Annotated in this window: 25 protein-coding genes; 8 read left to right on the top strand and 17 right to left on the bottom strand. The window is 39.1% G+C overall.

The window, feature by feature from the left end:
• Positions 1–1,216: 1,216 nt before the first annotated feature.
• Positions 1,217–2,113 carry a permease gene (locus tag C9J42_RS13005; protein ID WP_107259773.1) on the bottom strand — a complete coding sequence of 299 codons (897 nt, stop codon included), beginning with the start codon at positions 2,111–2,113 and terminating at the stop codon, positions 1,217–1,219.
• 110 nt (positions 2,114–2,223) lie between these two features.
• On the opposite strand from C9J42_RS13005, the gene C9J42_RS13000 reads away from it, so the two are divergent.
• Complete coding sequence (locus C9J42_RS13000) at positions 2,224–2,520, top strand: helix-turn-helix transcriptional regulator (RefSeq protein ID WP_107246763.1); 297 nt, start codon at positions 2,224–2,226, stop codon at positions 2,518–2,520.
• Positions 2,521–2,537: 17 nt separating this feature from the next.
• Here C9J42_RS13000 and C9J42_RS12995 read toward each other — a convergent pair whose 3' ends face one another.
• From C9J42_RS12995 to flgB, 12 genes are all read right to left on the bottom strand, one after another.
• Positions 2,538–3,587, bottom strand: coding sequence for a flagellin (locus C9J42_RS12995; RefSeq protein WP_107208357.1), 1,050 nt, complete (start codon positions 3,585–3,587; stop codon positions 2,538–2,540).
• A gap of 14 nt (positions 3,588–3,601) precedes the next feature.
• Positions 3,602–4,501 carry a flagellar hook-associated protein FlgL gene (gene flgL, locus C9J42_RS12990; protein WP_107208356.1) on the bottom strand — a complete coding sequence of 300 codons (900 nt, stop codon included), beginning with the start codon at positions 4,499–4,501 and terminating at the stop codon, positions 3,602–3,604.
• Positions 4,502–4,511: 10 nt separating this feature from the next.
• Complete coding sequence (gene flgK, locus C9J42_RS12985; protein WP_107208355.1) at positions 4,512–5,879, bottom strand: flagellar hook-associated protein FlgK; 1,368 nt, start codon at positions 5,877–5,879, stop codon at positions 4,512–4,514.
• Between the two features lie 5 nt (positions 5,880–5,884).
• On the bottom strand, positions 5,885–6,367 hold the full coding sequence (locus C9J42_RS12980) for a rod-binding protein (protein ID WP_107208354.1): 483 nt from the start codon (positions 6,365–6,367) through the stop codon (positions 5,885–5,887).
• 9 nt (positions 6,368–6,376) lie between these two features.
• Entirely contained in the window at positions 6,377–7,498 is a 1,122-nt protein-coding gene (locus C9J42_RS12975; protein ID WP_107208353.1) for a flagellar basal body P-ring protein FlgI, read from the bottom strand.
• Positions 7,498–8,166 carry a flagellar basal body L-ring protein FlgH gene (gene flgH / locus C9J42_RS12970; protein ID WP_107208352.1) on the bottom strand — a complete coding sequence of 223 codons (669 nt, stop codon included), beginning with the start codon at positions 8,164–8,166 and terminating at the stop codon, positions 7,498–7,500. The genes C9J42_RS12975 and flgH overlap by 1 nt, the downstream gene beginning before the upstream one ends.
• 9 nt (positions 8,167–8,175) lie before the next feature.
• Positions 8,176–8,961 (bottom strand): flagellar basal-body rod protein FlgG, encoded by a 786-nt coding sequence (gene flgG / locus C9J42_RS12965; RefSeq protein ID WP_107290751.1) that lies wholly within the window; start codon positions 8,959–8,961, stop codon positions 8,176–8,178.
• Positions 8,962–8,996: 35 nt separating this feature from the next.
• Positions 8,997–9,728 (bottom strand): flagellar basal body rod protein FlgF, encoded by a 732-nt coding sequence (locus C9J42_RS12960; protein ID WP_107246772.1) that lies wholly within the window; start codon positions 9,726–9,728, stop codon positions 8,997–8,999.
• Between the two features lie 12 nt (positions 9,729–9,740).
• Positions 9,741–10,937 (bottom strand): flagellar hook protein FlgE, encoded by a 1,197-nt coding sequence (flgE, locus tag C9J42_RS12955; RefSeq protein WP_107246773.1) that lies wholly within the window; start codon positions 10,935–10,937, stop codon positions 9,741–9,743.
• Positions 10,938–11,007: 70 nt separating this feature from the next.
• A complete protein-coding gene (gene flgD / locus C9J42_RS12950; RefSeq protein WP_107208348.1) occupies positions 11,008–11,685 on the bottom strand; it encodes a flagellar hook assembly protein FlgD in 678 nt (225 codons plus the stop codon).
• On the bottom strand, positions 11,685–12,119 hold the full coding sequence (flgC, locus tag C9J42_RS12945) for a flagellar basal body rod protein FlgC (protein WP_005364289.1): 435 nt from the start codon (positions 12,117–12,119) through the stop codon (positions 11,685–11,687). The genes flgD and flgC overlap by 1 nt, the downstream gene beginning before the upstream one ends.
• 2 nt (positions 12,120–12,121) lie before the next feature.
• A complete protein-coding gene (flgB, locus tag C9J42_RS12940) occupies positions 12,122–12,484 on the bottom strand; it encodes a flagellar basal body rod protein FlgB (protein WP_107246777.1) in 363 nt (120 codons plus the stop codon).
• Between the two features lie 831 nt (positions 12,485–13,315).
• Here flgB and flgA point away from each other — a divergent pair.
• The gene (gene flgA, locus C9J42_RS12930; RefSeq protein WP_233220746.1) at positions 13,316–14,110 is read left to right on the top strand and encodes a flagellar basal body P-ring formation chaperone FlgA; all 795 of its coding nucleotides are present in this window, start codon (positions 13,316–13,318) and stop codon (positions 14,108–14,110) included.
• 171 nt (positions 14,111–14,281) lie between these two features.
• Here the strand turns inward: flgA and C9J42_RS21825 are convergent, their stop codons facing one another.
• The gene (locus C9J42_RS21825) at positions 14,282–14,854 is read right to left on the bottom strand and encodes a prepilin-type N-terminal cleavage/methylation domain-containing protein (RefSeq protein WP_107302058.1); all 573 of its coding nucleotides are present in this window, start codon (positions 14,852–14,854) and stop codon (positions 14,282–14,284) included.
• 245 nt (positions 14,855–15,099) lie between these two features.
• Between C9J42_RS21825 and flgM the strand changes: the two genes are divergently transcribed.
• From flgM to C9J42_RS12910, 3 genes are all read left to right on the top strand, one after another.
• Entirely contained in the window at positions 15,100–15,381 is a 282-nt protein-coding gene (gene flgM / locus C9J42_RS12920) for a flagellar biosynthesis anti-sigma factor FlgM (protein WP_107208344.1), read from the top strand.
• Positions 15,382–15,411: 30 nt separating this feature from the next.
• Positions 15,412–15,879 carry a flagellar protein FlgN gene (gene flgN / locus C9J42_RS12915; protein ID WP_107208343.1) on the top strand — a complete coding sequence of 156 codons (468 nt, stop codon included), beginning with the start codon at positions 15,412–15,414 and terminating at the stop codon, positions 15,877–15,879.
• A 75-nt stretch (positions 15,880–15,954) separates the two neighbouring features.
• Entirely contained in the window at positions 15,955–16,677 is a 723-nt protein-coding gene (locus C9J42_RS12910) for a lytic transglycosylase domain-containing protein (RefSeq protein ID WP_107246780.1), read from the top strand.
• A 303-nt stretch (positions 16,678–16,980) separates the two neighbouring features.
• On the opposite strand, the gene C9J42_RS21635 is transcribed toward C9J42_RS12910, so the two are convergent.
• A complete protein-coding gene (locus C9J42_RS21635; RefSeq protein ID WP_199187097.1) occupies positions 16,981–17,133 on the bottom strand; it encodes a hypothetical protein in 153 nt (50 codons plus the stop codon).
• 419 nt (positions 17,134–17,552) lie between these two features.
• Here C9J42_RS21635 and C9J42_RS12900 point away from each other — a divergent pair, with 419 nt between their 5' ends.
• Positions 17,553–18,362: a PhzF family phenazine biosynthesis protein gene (locus tag C9J42_RS12900; protein ID WP_107302057.1), complete on the top strand. Its 810-nt coding sequence runs from the start codon at positions 17,553–17,555 to the stop codon at positions 18,360–18,362.
• A 121-nt stretch (positions 18,363–18,483) separates the two neighbouring features.
• Positions 18,484–18,774 carry a YkgJ family cysteine cluster protein gene (locus C9J42_RS12895; protein WP_107208340.1) on the top strand — a complete coding sequence of 97 codons (291 nt, stop codon included), beginning with the start codon at positions 18,484–18,486 and terminating at the stop codon, positions 18,772–18,774.
• Between the two features lie 70 nt (positions 18,775–18,844).
• Here the strand turns inward: C9J42_RS12895 and C9J42_RS12890 are convergent, their stop codons facing one another.
• On the bottom strand, positions 18,845–19,432 hold the full coding sequence (locus C9J42_RS12890) for a YceI family protein (protein ID WP_107302056.1): 588 nt from the start codon (positions 19,430–19,432) through the stop codon (positions 18,845–18,847).
• A 45-nt stretch (positions 19,433–19,477) separates the two neighbouring features.
• Entirely contained in the window at positions 19,478–20,023 is a 546-nt protein-coding gene (locus tag C9J42_RS12885; RefSeq protein ID WP_107246785.1) for a cytochrome b, read from the bottom strand.
• Between the two features lie 252 nt (positions 20,024–20,275).
• On the opposite strand from C9J42_RS12885, the gene C9J42_RS12880 reads away from it, so the two are divergent.
• Positions 20,276–20,971 (top strand): pseudouridine synthase, encoded by a 696-nt coding sequence (locus C9J42_RS12880; protein ID WP_107208393.1) that lies wholly within the window; start codon positions 20,276–20,278, stop codon positions 20,969–20,971.
• The last annotated feature ends 7 nt before the right edge of the window (positions 20,972–20,978 follow it).

Below are 20,978 nucleotides of genomic sequence, written 5' to 3'. Positions count from 1 at the left end.
GCTGCATAATATTCGGCACCAGCAGAAACGGCACCATAAACAGCATTTTGTATAAAACCGCCATCACCTCCAGCATCCACTCTTGATATTTCATCTACAGTTAAATTATTCCTTCTATATTATAAATACACTACAATCATTTAAAATTATAATATAAAAATATCATACACATTCTCGTTACATTAACGAATAACTCTTTTATGGCAACAAACTTTTGAAATGAACATTGGTATAAACGCCACTATTGATATTAATATTAATTTAGTAAAGAAAGGAAATTTAGAAATTACAATAAAACTTATACAAACAGATGATATTGCAATGTAAAAATAATAAGAATTTTTAAACTTTATTTCAGAATTACATTTAGAACACACTACCTTTTTTCGAACAGATAATTTATATAAATCATATATACTTATCGTTTTATTAAAACAGTTAGGACAACTTTTCATTTGTAGTCTCTTCTCCTTATATATCAAGAAATAAATTTTCACCTTCATTCCATGACATTGGTTGGAGAACATACCTATTTTCAATCATGAAATCTGAATAAGTATTGTCATCAACCCATGCCTACGTAACCAGAATATTCTAACTTTCCTTTCTCTCTTATTAAGAAAAATTGATCATGAAGAATTGCAGGTTTAACCCAGTTCAAGAAAGAAGATATATTCACATTACTATTTTTTTGTTTTTAATAGCAACTTCAATCAAAAGACCAATTTAATAACATATTTGTTCTTTTCCTTTTCCTGTTTGATTCCTATCTAAAAACAATGAATTTCTTTTACTAACAGGGACTTTAATAATCGCGATCAAGGATTTAAACCATTTAGTTGATTAACTTAAAACTAATATTATCAAGGTATTTAATAATCAAAAGTTATTTATCAAAATGTATCTAAAATATTAGACGCAATTCATAGATAAAATTTTTATTACACCCCTCTTTCAAAAAGTAATAATAAAAACATATCACCAAATAAAAACAGATTTAAAGCACCTTTAACTACTTAAAGGTGCTTTAATACGCAATATTAATATTTAATTTAATATTTATTCTTATTAAATGTTAACCATAAAGCGTCAACATGATATAAAAAACCAGACAAAACACACGCGTCATAAATATGTAATATTTAATTCACAATAATACTATAAAGATAATGGAAAATTCTTTATCTACGATGGCACTGAAATTCCATGGTAAGGATTAAAAAATCCAGCTATATAAGTAACCTGAACTCATAGCCATGGTTAAAACAACCGCAACAAAAGCAATAATCATTGGTGTTTTAAATATTGATTTCAATAAGATAACTTCTGTTAAACTTGCGCCAGCACTACCAATAATTAATGCCATCACCGCCCCTAATCCCATTCCTTTTGCAGCTAATGCGGCACTTAATGGAATGACAGCTTCTGCACGAATATATAATGGAATACCAATGACAGCCGCTACCGGAATGGCAAATGGATTATTATCACTTGCTATTTTTGCAATGAATTCAGTTGGCATAAAACCATAAATCAATGAACCAATAGCAATACCACCGATTAAGTATGGCAGTACTTTTTTGAAATCTTTCCATGTTGTATTCCAAATTTTTTTCCATTTATTGGTTTCAACTTTCACTCCACCACAGCTTTTAGCACCACATGATGATTCAGGTTCAATATAGGCTTCTGGTTTTACAAAGCGCTCAAAATTGAGCTTTTCTAATAGCACGCCGGCAATAACAGATACACCCATCGCCATCACAAAATAGAATGCCGCAACTTTAATACCAAAGGTTACAACAAATAAGCCAATGATTACGGGGTTAAGCAGTGGACTCGCGAAAAGGAACACCATCATAGTGCCAAAACCCGCTTTAGCTCTGAGTAATCCTTTTAAGAACGGAATTGTCGAACAAGAACAAAACGGAGTAATAGCTGCTAATAATGCAGCAACAACATAACCCTTACCTTTCTTTCCGCTTAATATCCTCTGAATTTTTTCCGGTGGTATATAACTTTGTAACACACCAACCAAAAAGCTAATCAACAAAAACAGTAGCGTTAACTCAGTCGTCAAAAAGAGGAACATCTCTAACGTATCTTTGAACATCACAACACCAATCTATATTTCTAGAATAATCGAAATATAATTGATCTTTATTGGCTAGATCAAGACATTTCCAGTAATATCGAAATATAAATTTAGTGAGGGTATTAACAATGAATACAGAGATAATTGCTAAGGCATTGAAAGAATTAGGACATCCGACACGATTGATGATTTACAAAACAGTGATTAGAGCGGGTCATCAAGGTATTGCTGTTGGGGGATTACAAGAAAAGCTTTCTGTTCCTGGCTCAACCCTCTCTCATCATATTGCCGGGCTGGCCTCTGCTGGGCTCATTTCACAACGCAGAGAAGGACGAACTTTGTTTTGTGTCGCTGAATATCAGAAGCTGGATTCTGTGATCGCCTATCTACAAGATGAATGTTGTGCAGACGAAAATCAGCAATAAACATGCAGTCAGTGACATTATTTCAATAAAGCGACAACCGTATGACGATGTACATTTGCTTGTGCTGCTAAAGAGCGATACGTTGCACTAAATTGCTGGTTTCCAGCCCCCGAGAGTTGGCTAAGCTTTTCTTCTACTTGCTTAACATCTCCCAGCGACGTGTTTGCCTTCGCATCTGCCATTTGTTTAGCCAATACCGCCTGATAAGCTTTGATATCATCAAGGCTTTGTTGCACTTGCCGTAAATGTTGGTTCACTTTTACTAAAGTATCGCGAATTTGCTCACGGTTATTAAAAGTAAATTGACTATCTTCAATACCTTCTGGCTCAGGCTTAATCGTGAGTGTATTGGCCTGTCCTGCAGGGTATCGATGCCCTTGACCAATAACCTGTACTTTTCCTTCCAACCCTTGAAAGCTTTGCTCATTGGTTCGAAATACAATATCGCCGTTATCTTGTTGCGATGCTCGAAGACCAAAAGGGATTACATGACGATCTATTTGCGAAACTAAGGCTTTATCGCTTAATTTCGCATCCATATTCACAACAACCGTTCCTAACTGTTGAAAGCTTAATTTAATCAGTTCACTGTGCTCTCGCTGACGCTGAACATTCAGACCGGGAACAGAAAATGTACGTGTTATTGGTCTATCAATATTAACTTTAAGCTCTGCATCAATAACACGAAGTCCGTCGCTCTTAGCGTTATTCAATGTGTGTTTTATCGAATCAAGATGATGATTCGCATTGCTTTGAGCTGACGGAGAAACTGCGCGTTGAGCAATAAGCTCAGTACTTAAGATCTTCTTTATGGCTTGTAAGTCACGCCCTACAACGCCTAAAGCTTGTTGTGCTATTTGTACCGATGTTACTTGCTGCTGCCCCTTGGCAAGTAAGGTTTTAGAAACCGTATATCCATCTTGCTGATAGCTTAATTGTTTTAAGTTCGAACCCGCAATTTTCTTGGTATCGATTGTGTCTGCGGCTGACGGAACAATGGCAGCTTGCTTGCTCGCATTAGCAAAATTTATACTCTGAGTTCTGACTTCCGATGTACTTGTCACCATAATTCTTTGCTACCTTACAATCGCTTAAACAATGAAAGGTCGTTAATTTTCATATAGCTTGCCTGTGTAGCCTGAAGCGCAGCCATGTAATTATTTAAACGAACCGATGCTTCACCATAATCCAACGCTTCTAGATCATTGGTTACGGCTTCAACAAATAACTTATTATCACCATGGCTGGTTTCCATTAAATCTAAATTATTATGGCGCCCACCAATATCGGTTACTGCTGCTAATACATTATCATGCGTCGTATCTAGAGTATTTAACGTTGCTTGTAAGGTGTTATTGAGATTTGCTGTCGGGGCTTGTAACTCGGTTATCGCGGCGTCAATCTGATTTAAGATATTATTACCGCCAAGATCGAGCATTTCTTGTGAAGCAAAATTGGCTTCCATCGTAACGCCTTTGGCTACCGTCACTACCCGCTTATCACTATTACCTTCAAAAATATAACCACCAGCAGGTTGTGCTGTAATCGCTGGGACATCACTTTGAGTACCGGAAAAAAGGTAATTACCCTCTTCATCTTGAACATTAAATGAAGACATAAAAGCATCGCGTAAGCTGACTAATTTATTCGCATAACTTTCTCTATCAGCATCTGAGATGGCACCATTTGACGCTAGTAACAACGTATCTCGCATATCTTTTAACGTATCACTTGCAGCCATTAAATGAACTTCTTGCGACGATAACGCGGTTTTCACATTATTAATGTTGTCTTGGTACTGATTTATCGCGCTATTTTCACGATCTAAATTCAATAAGTTAATAGAATCAATTGGGTTATCAGATAATTTGAGTAAGCGCTGACCAGTCGACATCTGCGCTAACACTTCCCCTAAGCCTTGGTTATTCTTTGATAGGCTAGTTAACATTAGCTGGCTAAATTGCGTATCACTGACTCTCATCATTCATCCCTTACAATAATCGTAATACTGAGTCGAACAGTTCATTGGCTGTACTGATCACTTTCATGTTTGCTTGATAAGCATTAGTAAATGTCATTAGGTTTGCCGCTTCTTCATCACTGTTAACCGCACTTAAATTATCTCGTGCTGCATTGGCTTGACTAAATAAGGTTTCTGCGGCTTTTTGATCAACGGCGGCTTGTCGCGTTTCTATTGCCGTTTTACCCACCATAGAAGCAAATGCATCATTCAAGGTCACACTCCCTAACCCTGTGATCGCCATTGGTTTCGTCGACAAATTGATCAAGGCTTGTAACGTATCACTGTTACCCGGTGTCCCATCTGAAGATAATGCCAGCTCAGCCGGTGTGATCGCGGTGATATCAAGGCTGGCCGCTGGTGAATTGGGATCGAATGAAAACAATGCTTGGCCTGGATTACCGTTTAAATCAAAACCCGTCGCGAGTACCTGATTAAATTCGGTTGCTAGGTTTTGTGCCATCTCATCAAGGGCTTGTTGGGTCGGTTTTAAGGTGTCTTTAAGATAGCTATCAAATGCTCCTAACTGCCCTCCTAACTCACCTGTAACTGCAAAGGTTTGCCCAGAAAAATTAATTTCAATATTCTTAATAAACGGCTCATTAACTATCGGAGTCGATTTTAATTGCGCAGCATCACTACCTAAGATCAAGGGCTGACCCGATGCCAGAGTGACTTGTAGGCTACCATCTGGTTGCTGGGTTGAACTGATCTCTACTACTTCAGATAGTTGTTTAATTAATACATCACGTTCATCAATAAGCTGAGAAGGATTACCGCCTGTCGCTTGTGTCTCAACAACGCGATGGTTTATATCAGCAATGTTGTTCATTAAGCTATTAGCATGCTCAATCGACGCCGTGGCCTTGTCACTGATACGTTTACCTTGACCATGTAAAGATTCAGACAAGGTATTAAAGCGACGAGATAACGCTTTAGCTTCATTAATAATTTGCTGGCGATTAGGGGTAGATTCAGGTTTAAGCGTCGCGTCATTTAGCGCCGAATATAAAGAATCAAGACCAGCACTAATGTTAAAGCCCTCGCCACCTAAAAGGCTTTCGAGCATCGTCATATTGTCTAAATTCGCATTGCTTGCTGCTTGTTGACTGGTTGCTGCCCATGTTTGCTTTACAATAAATTGGTCTGAAATACGACGTATGCTGGCAACGTCAACACCACTTCCCGCACTTAATATATCGTTGCCAGCAAGAGCACTCATCATTGCCTGCTGTCGACTAAATCCTGGCGTATTAACATTAGCAACATTATGAGCAGTAACATCAAGCGCCGTTTTATTGGCATTTAACCCTGTTAAACCAATATTAATCATATTCATAGCGATTACTGCTCCTTGTAAGATTGCAATGATTGTTGAAAAGCAGTACACGTTCGAATCGCCAATTGATTGGCCGCTTCATTGTTAACAGGCTTTGGTGTGTCTTGTTTTTCCAGTACTTGATGAGTTAATGCGGCACTATTTTGAACATCATTAAATCCTTGGTTAGGATTTAACTGTTTCATCAACATTTCTTTAATGCCTGTTTGCTGTTGTTTCGCCATTTCAATCGCTAACTGGCCATCATAAAAGTCGCGATAGACGCTCTGTTGTTTACTGGAAAATGGATTATCTTCATCAGCCAAGACATCACTGCTACTTCGCATCTGGCGTAAAACCATTTGTAAAAACATCGCTTCAAATTGCCCAGCAACCACCTCTAAACCTTGCTCATCAGATAGCGAATGTTTGATTTGCTGCAAACCATTATTATCATGGTATAGAACATTAGTTTTGTTCATTACGCTGATATTGTCGTCGAACTTCATCTAACTCTCCTAAATCACTACCAGTTCTGCATTCAATGCGCCTGCTTCATGTAGCGCTTGTAGAATAGACATAAGATCATCAGGTGACGCACCTAAGCTGTTCACGGCATTTACGATAGTATTAAGCTCAGTCCCTTCAGGCCAAATGTACATTTGTGCCTCATCTTGGTTGATATCAACTTTAGAATTATTGACTCGCTCTGTTGTACCTTGGCTAAAGGCGTTAGGCTGGCTGATTTGATCACTTTCTGAAATCGTCACGGTAAGGTTACCGTGGCTCACAGCCGCTTCACTCACACGGACATTTTTGCCAACCACAACCGTTCCTGTTCTCGCATTAAATACCACCCGCGCGGCTTTTCTCCCTGTCATTACTTTTAAGTCTTCCAACATCGACATAAAAGTCACCCGCTGTTGTAGGTCTTGCGGCGCACGCATTTCCACTCGACCTTTACTTACCGCAGTCGCCACTTTTGGACCGAAAGTCGCGTTGATTGCACGGGAAATATTTTTCGCGGTGGTAAAACTCGGTTGGCGTAAATTTAACGTGACGATGCTGCTGTTATTAAAGTCCGTCGGTATTTCTCGCTCTAACGTGGCACCATTAGGAATTCGCCCTGTTGTGGGTGTATTGACCGTGATTTTTGAACCACTTTGCCCTTCTGCTTTTACCCCTCCAACAACGACATTCCCCTGTGCAACAGCATAAACTTCACCATCGATACCTCTAAGTGGCGTCAATAATAAAGTACCGCCACGTAGGCTTTTTGCATCACCAATAGAGGAAACAACAACATTAAGCTCTTGACCGGGTCCCGCCATCGCTTCAACGGTGGCTGTCACACTCACTGAAGCGACATTTTTTAGCTTTGGATCGATCCTATCGCCAATTTGTACCCCAAACTGACGCAGCATATTGGTGATAGATTGGCTGGTAAATTTCACTTGATTTCGATCTCCTGAGCCATCAAGACCTACCACCAAACCATAACCCACCAGCTGATTTGAGCGTATGCCTTGCACATCCACTAAATCCATCATAGGAACTGCTGTTTTAGCGCTAACGTTAAGTGGCATCCAACCCAACGTTACCCACAAAAAAGACAGGATAAAATAAACTATTTTTTTCATTAGAAAGGCATCCATGGGCTAGTGAAAAATTGCGTTAACCAGCCTGCAGCATTGCTATCAGCCAGTGCGCCTCTGCCAGAATAAGTGATCCTCGCATCACCAATACGTTGAGAAGACACTTGGTTATGACGATTAACATCATCAACCCGAACCACGCCCGTTAAGCGTATATATTCATCCCCTTGGTTAAGTCGGATCCACTTTTCACCGCGGATCATCAACACGCCATTAGGTAATACCTTATGAACAGTGACAGTGATTGCCCCTTGCAACTTATTACCTTGAGTGCTGGCAGCAGTGCCATCAAAACCACGATCACCGCTAACACTGGCAGAGAGATCATCAAAGGTTTTATTACCTAATGTTGGCGCTGCAAATTCAATAGAGGAAGATTTACCAAACTTGGTATTGGCTTTTTTGCTTGACTGCGTTTGCTCATCCAACTCCACCGTTAATACATCGCCGACCCGATAGGCACGGCGATCTTGAAACAAGGTCATCGAATAATTATGGCGATACAAGCTGCCATGCTTGGCTTCAGGTAAGCTGTAATCAAGATCCGGTGGCGCAAATGCAGCATCATTAGGTTCAGGCGGAATAAACTCTTCACGCACCGCACAACCTGATACAAATGAGAGCAAACATAGCAGCATTAAAAGCGTCTTCATCCTCACTCCTTACACGGCTTGAGCGACAAATTTCAGCATGTCATCAGCGGCAGAAACGACTTTGGCATTCATTTCATAAGCGCGTTGAGTGGTGATCATATCGACCATTTCTTCAACTACTTGCACGTTCGAACCTTCTAGCGCCCCTTGTTTCAAACTGCCTGCGCCATCAGTGCCTGCAATCATTTCTTGCGGCTGACCACTGGCTTGTGTCTCTTTATAAAGGTTACCGCCCACCGCTTCTAAGCCTGCTGGATTAATAAATTTCGCTAAGGTAATTTGCCCTAACTCTTGCGGCTGAGGATCCCCTGCTAGCGTCGCCGTGACAAGGCCATCAACACCAATGGATATCGTATTCGCTTCTTCAGGTATTTGAATTTGCGGTTGAAGTGGCAGACCTTGTCCGTTCACCATTAAGCCTTCAGAGTTAACGTGAAACTGGCCATTACGGCTAAACATCACTTCACCATCGGAATTTTCTATTTGGAAAAAGCCCGATCCCATTACAGCAAGATCCAACTGTTGTTGGGTATTTTGTGAATTCCCTTGCGTAAACACTTTTTGTGTACCGACTACACGCACACCACTACCAAGCTGTACTCCACTCGGTAATTGATTTAACTGATCAACTTGCGCCCCTGGTTGACGTTGAATACTGTAAAACAAATCTTCAAAAACAACACGATCACGCTTAAAACCTACCGTATTAACATTGGCAAGGTTGTTGGAAATCGCAGTCATTTTTGTATCTTGTGCTGCCATTCCTGTTTTACTGACCCAAAGTGCTGAATGCATGATGACTCTCCTTGTAATTATGTTTACCTACGTGATTAACGTGGGTTCATTAAGCGGGTTCCAGCTTGTGCTAAAGTTTCTGCGGTTTTCATCATTCGCACTTGCATTTCAAAGTTACGAGTTAGCGACATCACACTAACCAGCTCATTAATCGCCGACACGTTACTGCCTTCTAAATGCCCAGCCGTCATCGCTACACTCGGGTCTTGAGCAAAGACTTGGTCATTTACAGGATGTAATAAGCCATCACTTTGTTTTTGCAGTTGATTAAACTCCGGATTAACCAACTTTAATTGTCCGACTTCAAGCTTGGCACCACCGCCAGGAGGCACCACAGTCACCACACCTTTATCGCTGATTTCCACATCTTGATGTTCTGGTAGCACTAAGGCTTCCCCTTCTGACATCAATGGAAAACCGTTAACTCGCATCATGCCTTGATCATCAACACGAATGTTGCCAGCACGGGTATAGGCTTCATTACCAGCGACAGTTTGTACGGTAAAAAAGCCATCACCATTAATCGCAATATCCAGTGCGCGCCCTGTTTTGATCACATCCCCTGCATCAAAGCGTGTCGCTGCTGAGTTAGTTACAACCATAGTGCGACCATCAAATCCCGCGCCCTGTAACGGGATACTTTTCACTCGCTCCATATCAGCACGAAAACCTGCTGTGTCAGCATTTGATAAGTTATTTGAACGCACGTGCTGCGCTTTCATCACTCGGCTTGCGCCACTGGTTGCGGTATATAAAAAACTATCCATAACAGCCTCTCACTACACCGCGTTAAAGAGTGATTGCGTTAATTTATCTGACGTCGATATAGTTTTGGCATTGGCTTGATAGTTGCGCTGAGCGGTCATTAGGCTTACCAGTTCACTGGTGAGATCAACATTTGAGCCTTCTAAAGCGCCAGCAACTAATCCACCTAAGGTCCCCGTACTTGGCGCACCATTAACAGGAGCACCCGAGCTGAAGCTTTGGATCCAAGAAGTGCCATTGGTTTTTACCAATCCTTGAGGGTTGGCAAAATCAGCCAGCATCACTTGACCTTGTAACTGAGATTGTCCATTAGTGTAAGTAGCAAACACCATCCCATTATCTTCAACACGCACACCAGCAAGCTCACCCGAGGTATAGCCATTCGGCGCATTGGTACTCACGCCAAAATCCGCACCAAACTGAGTCGTCCCAGCTATATCAATATTGATATTCGCCGCATCCGCACCTGCAGGGTTGAAATTCACAACAAAAGGAGTCGTTGGTGATTGCAATGTACCGTCGGTATTAAAAACAACATTTTGGGTTTGCGTCGGGGTAGCCGCGCCATCAACGACCACATTTACCTGCCACTCATTGGCATTGGTTTTGGTGAAGTACTGTGTAACGGTGTGGGGGTTACCTAAAGAGTCATAAACTTTAGAAGTATAAGAAGAGTTAAAGCTGTCAGTCGCATTAGGATCGAAAGGATTAATGGCAGGATCAATCACACTCGAACGGGCATCTAAGTTAGCTACAAAAGCAAGCTCATCTGTCGCTTTTGCTGGCAGTGAACCGGTGGTGATTTTTAAATTACCGACTGCGCCAGCTTGTAAATTGTTATTTGCATCAACGGTATAGCCTTGAAGCTTGGCGCCATTATTACTAACAATGTTGTTATCTTTATCAGAACCAAACACGCCTGAGCGGGTATATAAGGTTTGCCCAGTATGATCTTTAGTGACAAAAAATCCGCTTCCCGAAATCGCCAGATCTAACGGTCGACCAGTCCCGGTAATTGAGCCTGTTTTATCAAAGTTCTGCGAAATAGCAGCAACTTCAACCCCTCCGGCTTGCATACCATTGTATACCGCTGAAAATTCAGTACGTGACTCCTTAAAACCCGAGGTAGAAACATTGGCAATATTATTACTAATAGTATTTAACTGAACATTGGTTGCGTCTAATCCACTTAATGCGATATCAAAACTCATAACTTCCTCTTCTCTTCATTCCTTGATTACTTTCGTTCACGGTTTAAACCAAGCGAAAGCTTAAATAGATTTACTCGCCAAACTGGCTAATTTGATAAAACGGTACTCGACCAATACCTTCAACATTTACCAACGCGGCACCGCCATTAGAGGGCACGCGGACCTGCGATACTTCTCCTGCGAGCAGAACACTGGGTTGTGGTATATCTTTCGCCACCTCAACACTGATTTGATATTGCCCTTTAGCTAAACCCAACGCGTTAGGATCAATCGTAAATTCTACTTCCCCCTTATTTTTAGGGCCTAACGGCATCACTTTTTTATTACCAAGTTGATCTGTTAAAACAATCGAGACGGTACTCGATGCATGGTCTAATTCGATCCGTCCTTGCTGCTTAGCATCCGTTAATGCAACCTCATTACCTTCAACATAAACGGTTTGCCCTACTAACCCTGCCGTTGAAAGGACTTGCATGTTATCCAGTAAAACCATGCTGTTTTGCATCAACTTCGCCATATTCTCGGTACTTTCAACCTGAGAAAATTGCGCTAATTGGCCGACATATTCAGTACCATCAAGCGGATTTAACGGATCTTGGTTTTGAATTTGAGCCACCATTAAATTAATGAATTCATTTTTTAATGAGTTAGCATCGTTGGCATTATTCGGGTTACCCGCGACAGCCATATTGGTCGACTCAATCGCAGGCACATCGGTACTCAGTGCGTTAAATTGTGCAATGGTCATCAGTTACCCTCACCTAAACGAAGCAACCCTTGCTGCATGCTTTTCACATTACTCAGCACTTCTACATTGGTTTCAAAACTGCGGGTAGCTGACATCATGTCTGCCATCTCTGCGACTACATCTATATCAGGGTAATAAACATACCCTTCTTCATTGGCCAGTGGGTTACTCGGCTCAAAGCGTTTTTCAGCCTCTCCAGCATGTTGAACCACATCCATAATGCGCACTTCAGCACTCGGGTAATCTGCTTGATCCCCTGTTAATTGAGTTTTGTTGTAAACGGTGGCGAATACAGGTTTTAACGCCTTGTAAGCATCGTTAGGATTAGCGGCAACAGCATCGGCATTCGCTAAATTACTTGCGACAGTATTTAAACGTATGGTTTGCGCATTCATTGCAGAACCCGCTATGGAATAAATATCAGTAAATGCCATTGTTAACGTCCTTTAATCACGGCAGCTAAGCCCTTAAATTTCATATTCATAAACGTTAAGCTGCTCTGAAAATCCATGTTGTTTTTAGTAAACTTTGCCTGCTCGACACTGAGCTCTACCGTATTGCCATCTTTTGAGTTCTGGTAAGGCACAGCGTAACCATCAGACACCACAAGTTGTGTCGGGGCTTTTTGTACTTTTCCAAAACCCATTTGACTTACAATGGCATCAAAACGAATATCTTTTGCTAAGTATCCAGGGGTATCTACATTTGCTAAATTACTGGCAAGCACTTTGGCTCTTTGCACCCGAAAATCGAGCGTTTGAGGATGAACACCAAGTGCATTTTCAAAACTTATTGCCATTAACCACTCCTTAGACAGTACAACCAAGATTGCAATAGAGTGTATTAATCCAAAATGCGTGCCAAAATATTTTTTAAATATTATCAGGGAGTTATATTTAAATACGGAAAGTTAACTTCCCATAGGGGAAATAATCGGAAAGGAAATAACACGATTGAACTAAATGTAATTATTCCTTTGATACTATTAATGAATCTATTTCAAACTTAATAACAGTTTTTATATTTAACTATCTCTATCTCAACATTTAAATATAATAAATATCTAGACATACCTGCATAAAAAGCTTGACTAAACACTAGGTATGAAGTTATTTTCCGCTCTCAAACCACATCATCCACATAGAAATATAAGTCTAATAAGTATTGGCACTAATCTTGCCTTTAATTACTAATACAAAAAACTTATCGAGAGAAAAATGTTTAAATTTATAGTTAGTTTTATTTTATTATGCTTATCACAATCAAGTTTTAGTGAAGAGATAACCATAACATTTATTGGAAAAGTAACGGAACCCGCAGAAAGAATAATATCAAGCAAAATCAAGAATATAGGTGATATTACGTCAGATAAAAGCCGTTTTAGTATCAAAGAAGAAGAGATACCATCAAACCCTTTAGCAAAGTTATATATCATGACTTACTATTGATGCTAAGTTATTATTAATAATTGAGTTTTAATATTTACAAGAGCACTCTTAAACCTAAATTATTTATTAAATCATAAGGTTATCATCAATAAATCAGATAACTTCATCTAATTAATGCCTTTGTAGAAAGCGACTATTAAAGGCATGCTAATTTAACATTAATAATGTAACTAAGAGTGAACATGTTGAAGATACTTGAAGTGGTGTCAAACCCAGCAAAAAAAGCATTTGTGAGTTTAACATATTTAATAATTCTAGTTATATTTTTACCTTTTAGCGTTTTTGCTGATAATTTACAAGAGGTTAAATTAATAACCTCAAATAGCGTTAATATACAGAAAATTAAAAGCGCCTTGGTAAACGAAATAAAAAATGAGATCCAGCATTACAGTGATATTCATGGCTGGAAAAAAGTGGTTCCAAATATAAAGGTCAATATTCCGAAGGCCATATCATCATTACCTCATTGCCCTGAACCTGTTCGTTTTACTGCACAAGATAATCAATCGCAGCCCGTAGGCAGATTAAAAAGACAAGTTAAGTGTGAAAGCCCAACAGTGAACTGGCGACTCAATGCAACGGTTTATGTCCAATTAACACTACCAGTAATGGTAGCCCGCACGTTAATCCATCGCGACGAGGTTATTACAATGGACATGCTCGACAGCAAAAAACTGCAACTAAAAGCACCTAAGAACATCATCACTGATGCGGATCAAGTGATAGGGTTACATGCCATCCGTCGAATTCGCCAAGGACAACTGATTACTGAAAACGTGTTAAAAAAGCCGTTTCTGATTAACAAAGGGGATCAAGTACTGATTGTCGCTAAGAAAGGTAAATTTGAAGCATCAACCAAAGGAATGGCGTTAGAACATGGAAAAATGTACGAACAAATTAAAGTAGAGAATACAGCAACTCAAAAAGTCATTCATGCTCGTGTTGTTGCACAAGGGAAAGTAGAAACAATATTTTAAAATAAGTAAAAATAACCGCTACATTAAATATAAGCATTGATAATAAATAGAGCTCAACTTGTTGTTTTATGCTTCGCATCCCGACATTACATAAGAACAATCAACAATGATTATGCTTCTGTGAGAAAGCCCTATTCTTTTAATGAATAGGGCTACTTAACGTTTCGGTTATCAGCAATCAGATGTGAACAATGTAAAATGTGGTTTAGCTAGATTATCAACGTTATATTGTAAGTAGCATTTCTTTTGTTCAGGGTGACTATAGTAATCATTTACTTGTGGGAAAATTCTAAAATCACCGTCTGTATTTGTATAAAATTCAATGTTTAATTTGTGTGTTGCATTACCCTTGTTATCCAGAGGGTATACGTCAATGTTAGCCAGTTTTTTTATTGCTTCGATGCCTGAATATTCAGTTTTAGAGCTAATAGAGCTAAACCACGGGTAATTATCATAATTTGATATACGAATGCCTTTATTTTCATTACTCGGTGTAGTCGAGCTTCCACTAAGCATAAACCTATAGCCATACTTATCAGTATAAATGTTTGCAGATGGTAATTCCGTCTTTGCTGCAAATATAGCAAATGAAGACTCTAAGGCCCCTTTTGTCGCTTTTAGGGTAGCTATTCTTGCATCACGCTGAATATTTAAGAATTTTGGGACTGCAACGACAGCTAATATTCCTAGAATAACAATAACAACGACGATTTCTATCAGTGTGAAACCTTTACTTTTTTTCATTCAAGACGCTCAACATGAAAATGGATTAAGCCATGCGTGATTTTAAACAATCACAATGAGTTTTCGGTATGCATAACAGCTTTGTTTCTTCGAGACCGTTCGATTACTATATCCACGAACGTTATCTATCGTATACGCTCTAACACTATTTTCGATAAAAATACTGAAACTGTCATTTCTTATTTAATCTTCCTATGAGTTTGGTCGCCTAAGTACACTAAGCGTCTTGTTTAGGAATTAAAACGATGAAAATAGATAAAATTGCAACCGCGCAGTTTTCCCATACCCAGTTAAAACCAGCAGAACAACAACCAAGCTCTCAGACCGTAAAAAATAGCGCTATCAACACGCCCAGCACCATTGATAGCCAACTGTTAGCACAAGCACAGCAACCGTTAAATGCCCTACCTGATGTGGATATGGCAAAAGTGGAACAAATCAAAAATGCTCTAAACCGTGGAGAAATCAACCTCGATATTGAAGCGCTTTCGAGTGCGATTTTGCAATTTCATACCGGTCATGAATAAACACATTGCTAATGTTATATGGAGTAAAACATGCCTAATCCTCACAATAAACAGCAAATGCTCACTGTACTTATAAAAGACATTCAGTGCGATATTGTTGATTACCGCCAGCTTTATCAACTGATGTTAAAACAGCACCAATGCTATTTGAAATTTGATGGTATGTTACTTTCGCAGCTAACGGAACAACAACTGCCACTGCTAAGCAAACTGACACAACGAAGCCAACAGCGCGCACAACAACTACATAAGCTCGGTTTACCCATTAATAATCAAAGCATGAATAAACTGATCCATGCTTTACCAAATGCAATAAAAAGCAAACTTCAGCAACAATGGCAAACGTTAGAAACCTTAGTAAAACAGTGCCATGACTTAAATCAGCGCAACGGAATATTATCAGCGAACTTCAGCGAATTGCTCAATCAAGTGTATACTCAAATGCCCCAACATAATGACAATAACGCTTATAGCTCACCGCATTTAATGCAGTATTAAAATTAAAGGCTAATGAGGTATCATTTGGGCAATAAAAAATGCACTATTCTCTCTCTACCTCTCAGTATGTTCATCATGCTGATTTTGTTATTGTTTGCAAATCCAAACCAAGCATCCACGCCAATACCCACCAAGTACCAAACGCAATTTGAACAACAAGTCAGTAAACATTATCAACGATTATCACCGCATAAAAAAGTGATCAATAAACAGTTCACGCGCCATCAAACAACGGTACAGCATATAATCAAACGGCTTGATGCTAAAAAGCTACCGCGTAATCTGGTATTAATACCAATGATTGAATCGACATTCGATCGCCATGCCGTCTCTCACGCAAAAGCGGCTGGTCTTTGGCAGCTCATGCCCGCAACAGCAAAGCGTTTTGGTTTAACTGTCTCCAAGACTAAAGATGAAAGATTCAATATTGCCCGTAGTACCGATGCTGCTATACAGTATTTGATCTTTCTCTATAACAAATTTGATCAAGATTTAAAGCTGACTTTAGCAGCCTATAATTCAGGGGAAGGACGTGTACAACGGGCATTAAAACGCGTCGTGGATAAACATTTTTCAGCTCTACGCTTACCGAATGAAACCGTTGATTACGTGCATAAATTTTACGCTTTAGAAAAGTTGGTCGATCTTGATACGTTAGTAAGCTCAATACCGAGAGCCCAGTCTCCCTTCGCAATCAATGCAGTATCTATTAATAATGATGTCGTGTTTCTAAAACAATTATTTGAAACCAAAACAGTGATAAATATGAAGCCTATTAAGCCAATCATTACATTTTAAACCGTCATCAGCCAACCTAAAAAGTAACAAATACTTGAATTAATAAGCAACTTGTCTAGTTGAAATAAAACGACAGAAGAAAAATGCAATAGAAAAAACAATAAAATTACGGTAATAACAGAGGAAGTTTGCGGCGCCCAAAAATCTGAGAGCATATCGCTATTTGTTTCTCAGATACTTGGTCATAATGTATAAGGCTTTGATATAAATTGCTAAGGTAGTCTTGTTCCCAATGACTTAACGTTCAAAATAGAGTAATAATGCATGCATCATTAATCTTCTGAATAATTAATGAGCTATTGATCATAGCTCCCACTCTTTATCCCATTCGCGCTGCATGTGTAAGTTTTCAATTCGCTCGCGAACACTCACTTTTCTTTCTGTTGTCTTTGGTGCTACTTTTCTTTTTGTTTTAGCTTCTGTAGTTGTTCGTTTGATGTCAGTTTGCTTTGTCATGAATGTCTCTCTGTTAATACATAATCGTAAATAGCTATATCGGTCGATAATTGAATGTTGCCGTTATCAAGCAACAATAGTGCATGATATGGAAAGATATAGATAAGCTAGGAGGTCAATATATGGCTTTGCTGGTGAAGTTATTCAATTCATTAAAAGTAATATAAAGACTTGTTTACATAATACCAAAATTATTGCATAACTTCCACACAAACATTTTTATTCGGATTTGTAAACTGATTTTTTCTAACCAAATACCTTATGGTTCGCTTCTTGTTGTTCCCTGATGTAGATAATTAAAATCATCTATATATGGATGAATAAAAAACTATATATCAGAAACTTAACAATGAGTTAACAACATACGCAGGGTGACTTGCTACGATAATAATAAATAAGAGAAAGAAGAGTAGGAAATAATGGATATCGAGATCTATCAAGTTGATGCTTTTACCAATGAAACATTCAAAGGTAATCCTGCGGGTGTTTGCATTACAAAAGAAACGTTATCGAATGATTTAATGCTATCGATTGCAGCGGAAATGGCAGTATCAGAAACCGCTTTTTTATCATTAAATAACATGAACTTAAAATGGTTTACACCTCAAGCTGAAGTCAAACTATGTGGCCATGGTACACTTTCCGTTACTCATATTTTAAAAGAAAAAAAACTTTTTAACGTTAATGATACCGTGACATTTAATACCCTGTCAGGATCATTAAGCGCCTTAATTAGATCATCAACTATAGAACTCGATTTTCCGGCACCAATACTTGATTTTAATATCACACCATCCACAGAATTGTTAGCGTCTTTAGGCATTGAAGCTACACATGTTATTGCTTATGGTATTTTTGATTCGAAGATATTTATTGAAGTTGATAACGAAGAGATTGTATTAAATCTTGCGCCAAACTTTGATCGCCTAACAAAAATTGATGGTCGTGGTGTGTTAATTACTGCACCAACTCAGCGTGATGATCTTGATTTTATCTCTCGCTTTTTTGCCCCTTGGGTTGGCGTTAATGAAGATCCCGTAACAGGTTCAGCACACTGTGCTTTAACACTTTACTGGTCAGAAAAGCTCAATAAAGTAAAACTTAATGGTTATCAAGCATCGGCGCGTGGTGGATATGTCAGTACCGAGTTATTACCCAATGGACGTATAAAACTCATAGGCTCAGCGATTACAACCATAAAAGGTACAATGCAATTACCTAATATATAACGACATCTGATATATACGATATTTAGAACATGGCGCACGATTGGAAAACATAAGATAGCAATGCCGTTTTGGGGTATGATGCGGCATTGAGTTACTTAAAGATAACTGTGTTTTTCAAGCTATGAACATCCCAATTAAAAATGAAACCACACCTGAAGTCTCATGCTCTAACTGTAAAGCATGCTGCTGCCGTTTAGAGGTGATGATTATCTCAGATACAGGTGTACCAGAAAGGCATATCAAACGAGATATGTGGGGAGGTGAAACTATGCTTCGACTCGCTGATGGTTGGTGCTCTGCACTTGATAGAGAGACCTTCATGTGTACGATTTATGAAAACCGTCCTTGGATTTGCCGCGAATTTGAAATGGGCTCTTACGAATGTGTTGATGAGCGTACTGAATTTCTATAGCTCCAATATCTATCACTAACGAGTTAGCGCTTACATTTTATATAAATGCTAACTCGTCTACCTTACTCAATTAAAGGCGGATCCCTTCAACATTGAGTTCTAACTCAACCTCTGTAGAAGCAGGGCCTAAATTTGTTTTAATATCATAATCTTTCAATGAGATCATTGTAGTACCAACAAATCCACGACGATAGCCGCCCCACGGATCATTACCTGCACCAACATGTTTAACATCAATCGTAACCGGCTTTGTAACGCCATTTAACGTTAAATCACCTGTCATGGTAGCGTTGCCATCCCCCAACTCTTTAAAAGAGCGACTAACAAAAGTCGCTTCTGGAAATTTTTCAACATTTAAAAAATCACTGCTGCGTAAATGTTTATCACGCTCAGCATGGTTGGAGTCCACACTCGCCGTTGCTATATTCACTTTAACTTTTGATGCTTCAGGCTGCTTTTCATCATAACTAAACTCACCATCAAAGGTATTAAAACGCCCTACCAACCAACTGTAACCAAGATGCTGGATACGAAATTGAATCGATGCATGTGAGCCATTAGTATCGATTTTATAATCGTCTGCTAGCGCTACTGATGACATACTAGCCGCAGCCAAAAGTGTGCAAGGAATAAAAGATCTTAGTAGGCGCTTTTTCATCATAATCTCCATTTATGTCGTAATACGTCTTATCTAATTTTGTCATTATGCTTTGCCTAGCATGCGTTTTAGCGTGTTATCTTTATCTATAAAGTGATGTTTTAACGCGCCAATAGCATGTAAAAGAGCAAAACCAATCAACACACAAGCACCATACCAGTGAATAGTACCCGCGATATCTTCTTGATTTTGAATACTTGTAAGCGTTGCTGGAATATCAAATACACCAAAGATACTGATCGCTCTTCCATCGGCAGTTGAGATCAAGTAACCACTGAACATCACCACAAATAACAGCAGATACAATAGCCAATGCGTTTTTTGTGCGAGCCATTGCTCCCATTGAGCATGACTAGAAAGAGTGGCTGGTGCGTCAGTTAATGCTCTTAATAGCAACCTTACGATCAATACAAAGAATAAGATCAAACCAGTACTCTTATGAGTATCAGGCGCAGTGTTATACCAAGCATGATAATAATTTAAATCAACCATCCACCAGCCAAGCGCAAATAATCCAACGACAGTCAGCGCAACCAACCAGTGAAGTAAAATAATCATGGGGTTCCAATTTTTATTTGGTGTTTTTTTCATGGTTATTCGCTCGATGAGGAAAGTTGTTTTTAGCATAATAAACAAATAAGTAACAATTTATTAACCAACTTTGTCAGTGTTTGTGTATCAGACCGCTATATTTATTCGCATAGAAGATAAAAATGGATATTTACCTGTAAAGTGATAATGCTCTTTCGCATAAAAAACACTCGCTAAATTAAGGTTCAGGATTGCTAAATAGAAATGATAACGGATAATAATGCGCTTGTTTCCCTACTTGTGTTCAGTGTTATGCGTCTTGATAAATTTATTTGTAAAAGTACCCAACTGACTAAAGCAGAAGCCATAGAGCGAATACACGCCGGTAATATTAGCGTCAACGATGCTGTAATTATCAATGAAACAACACAAGTACATGAGAATAATACCGTTATCATGGATGGCAAAAGGCTAATTGCGCGTGAGTTTCGCTATATCCTAATGCATAAACCTGCGGGCACTATCTGCTCAAATATTGATGAAGTTTATCCCTCTCTATTTAACTACCTTGATATTGAAAATATCGCTGAATTACACATTGCAGGGCGTTTAGATGCGGATACCACAGGAATGGTACTGATCACTGATGATGGGCGTTGGTCATTTAACATCACATCACCAAATCAAAAATGCAGTAAAGTTTATCGGGTTGGTTTGTCTCGAGATATTGCGGCAGACGTGGCCGAAAAATTTAAAGCAGGGATCAAATTACAAGGCGAACAAAAGTTAACCGCACCAGCGATATTAACCATTATTTCAGTGAAAGAAGTATTGCTGACGATTACTGAAGGCAAGTTTCATCAGGTTAAGCGCATGTTTGCCGCTGTTGGTAATCGCGTCGTGTCTCTTCACCGTGAAGCGATTGGCGAGGTGACGCTTGATCTTGAAGTCGGGCAATGGCGTTACCTAACCAAAGACGAAGTCACCTCTTTTATTAAAGCTGATTAACCAAAAC

Source organism: Photobacterium sp. GB-56, assembly GCF_003026105.1.
GTDB lineage: Bacteria > Pseudomonadota > Gammaproteobacteria > Enterobacterales > Vibrionaceae > Photobacterium.
The sequence above is the reverse complement of the archived record's forward strand: the minus strand, read 5'-3'. Positions and strand labels throughout refer to the sequence as shown.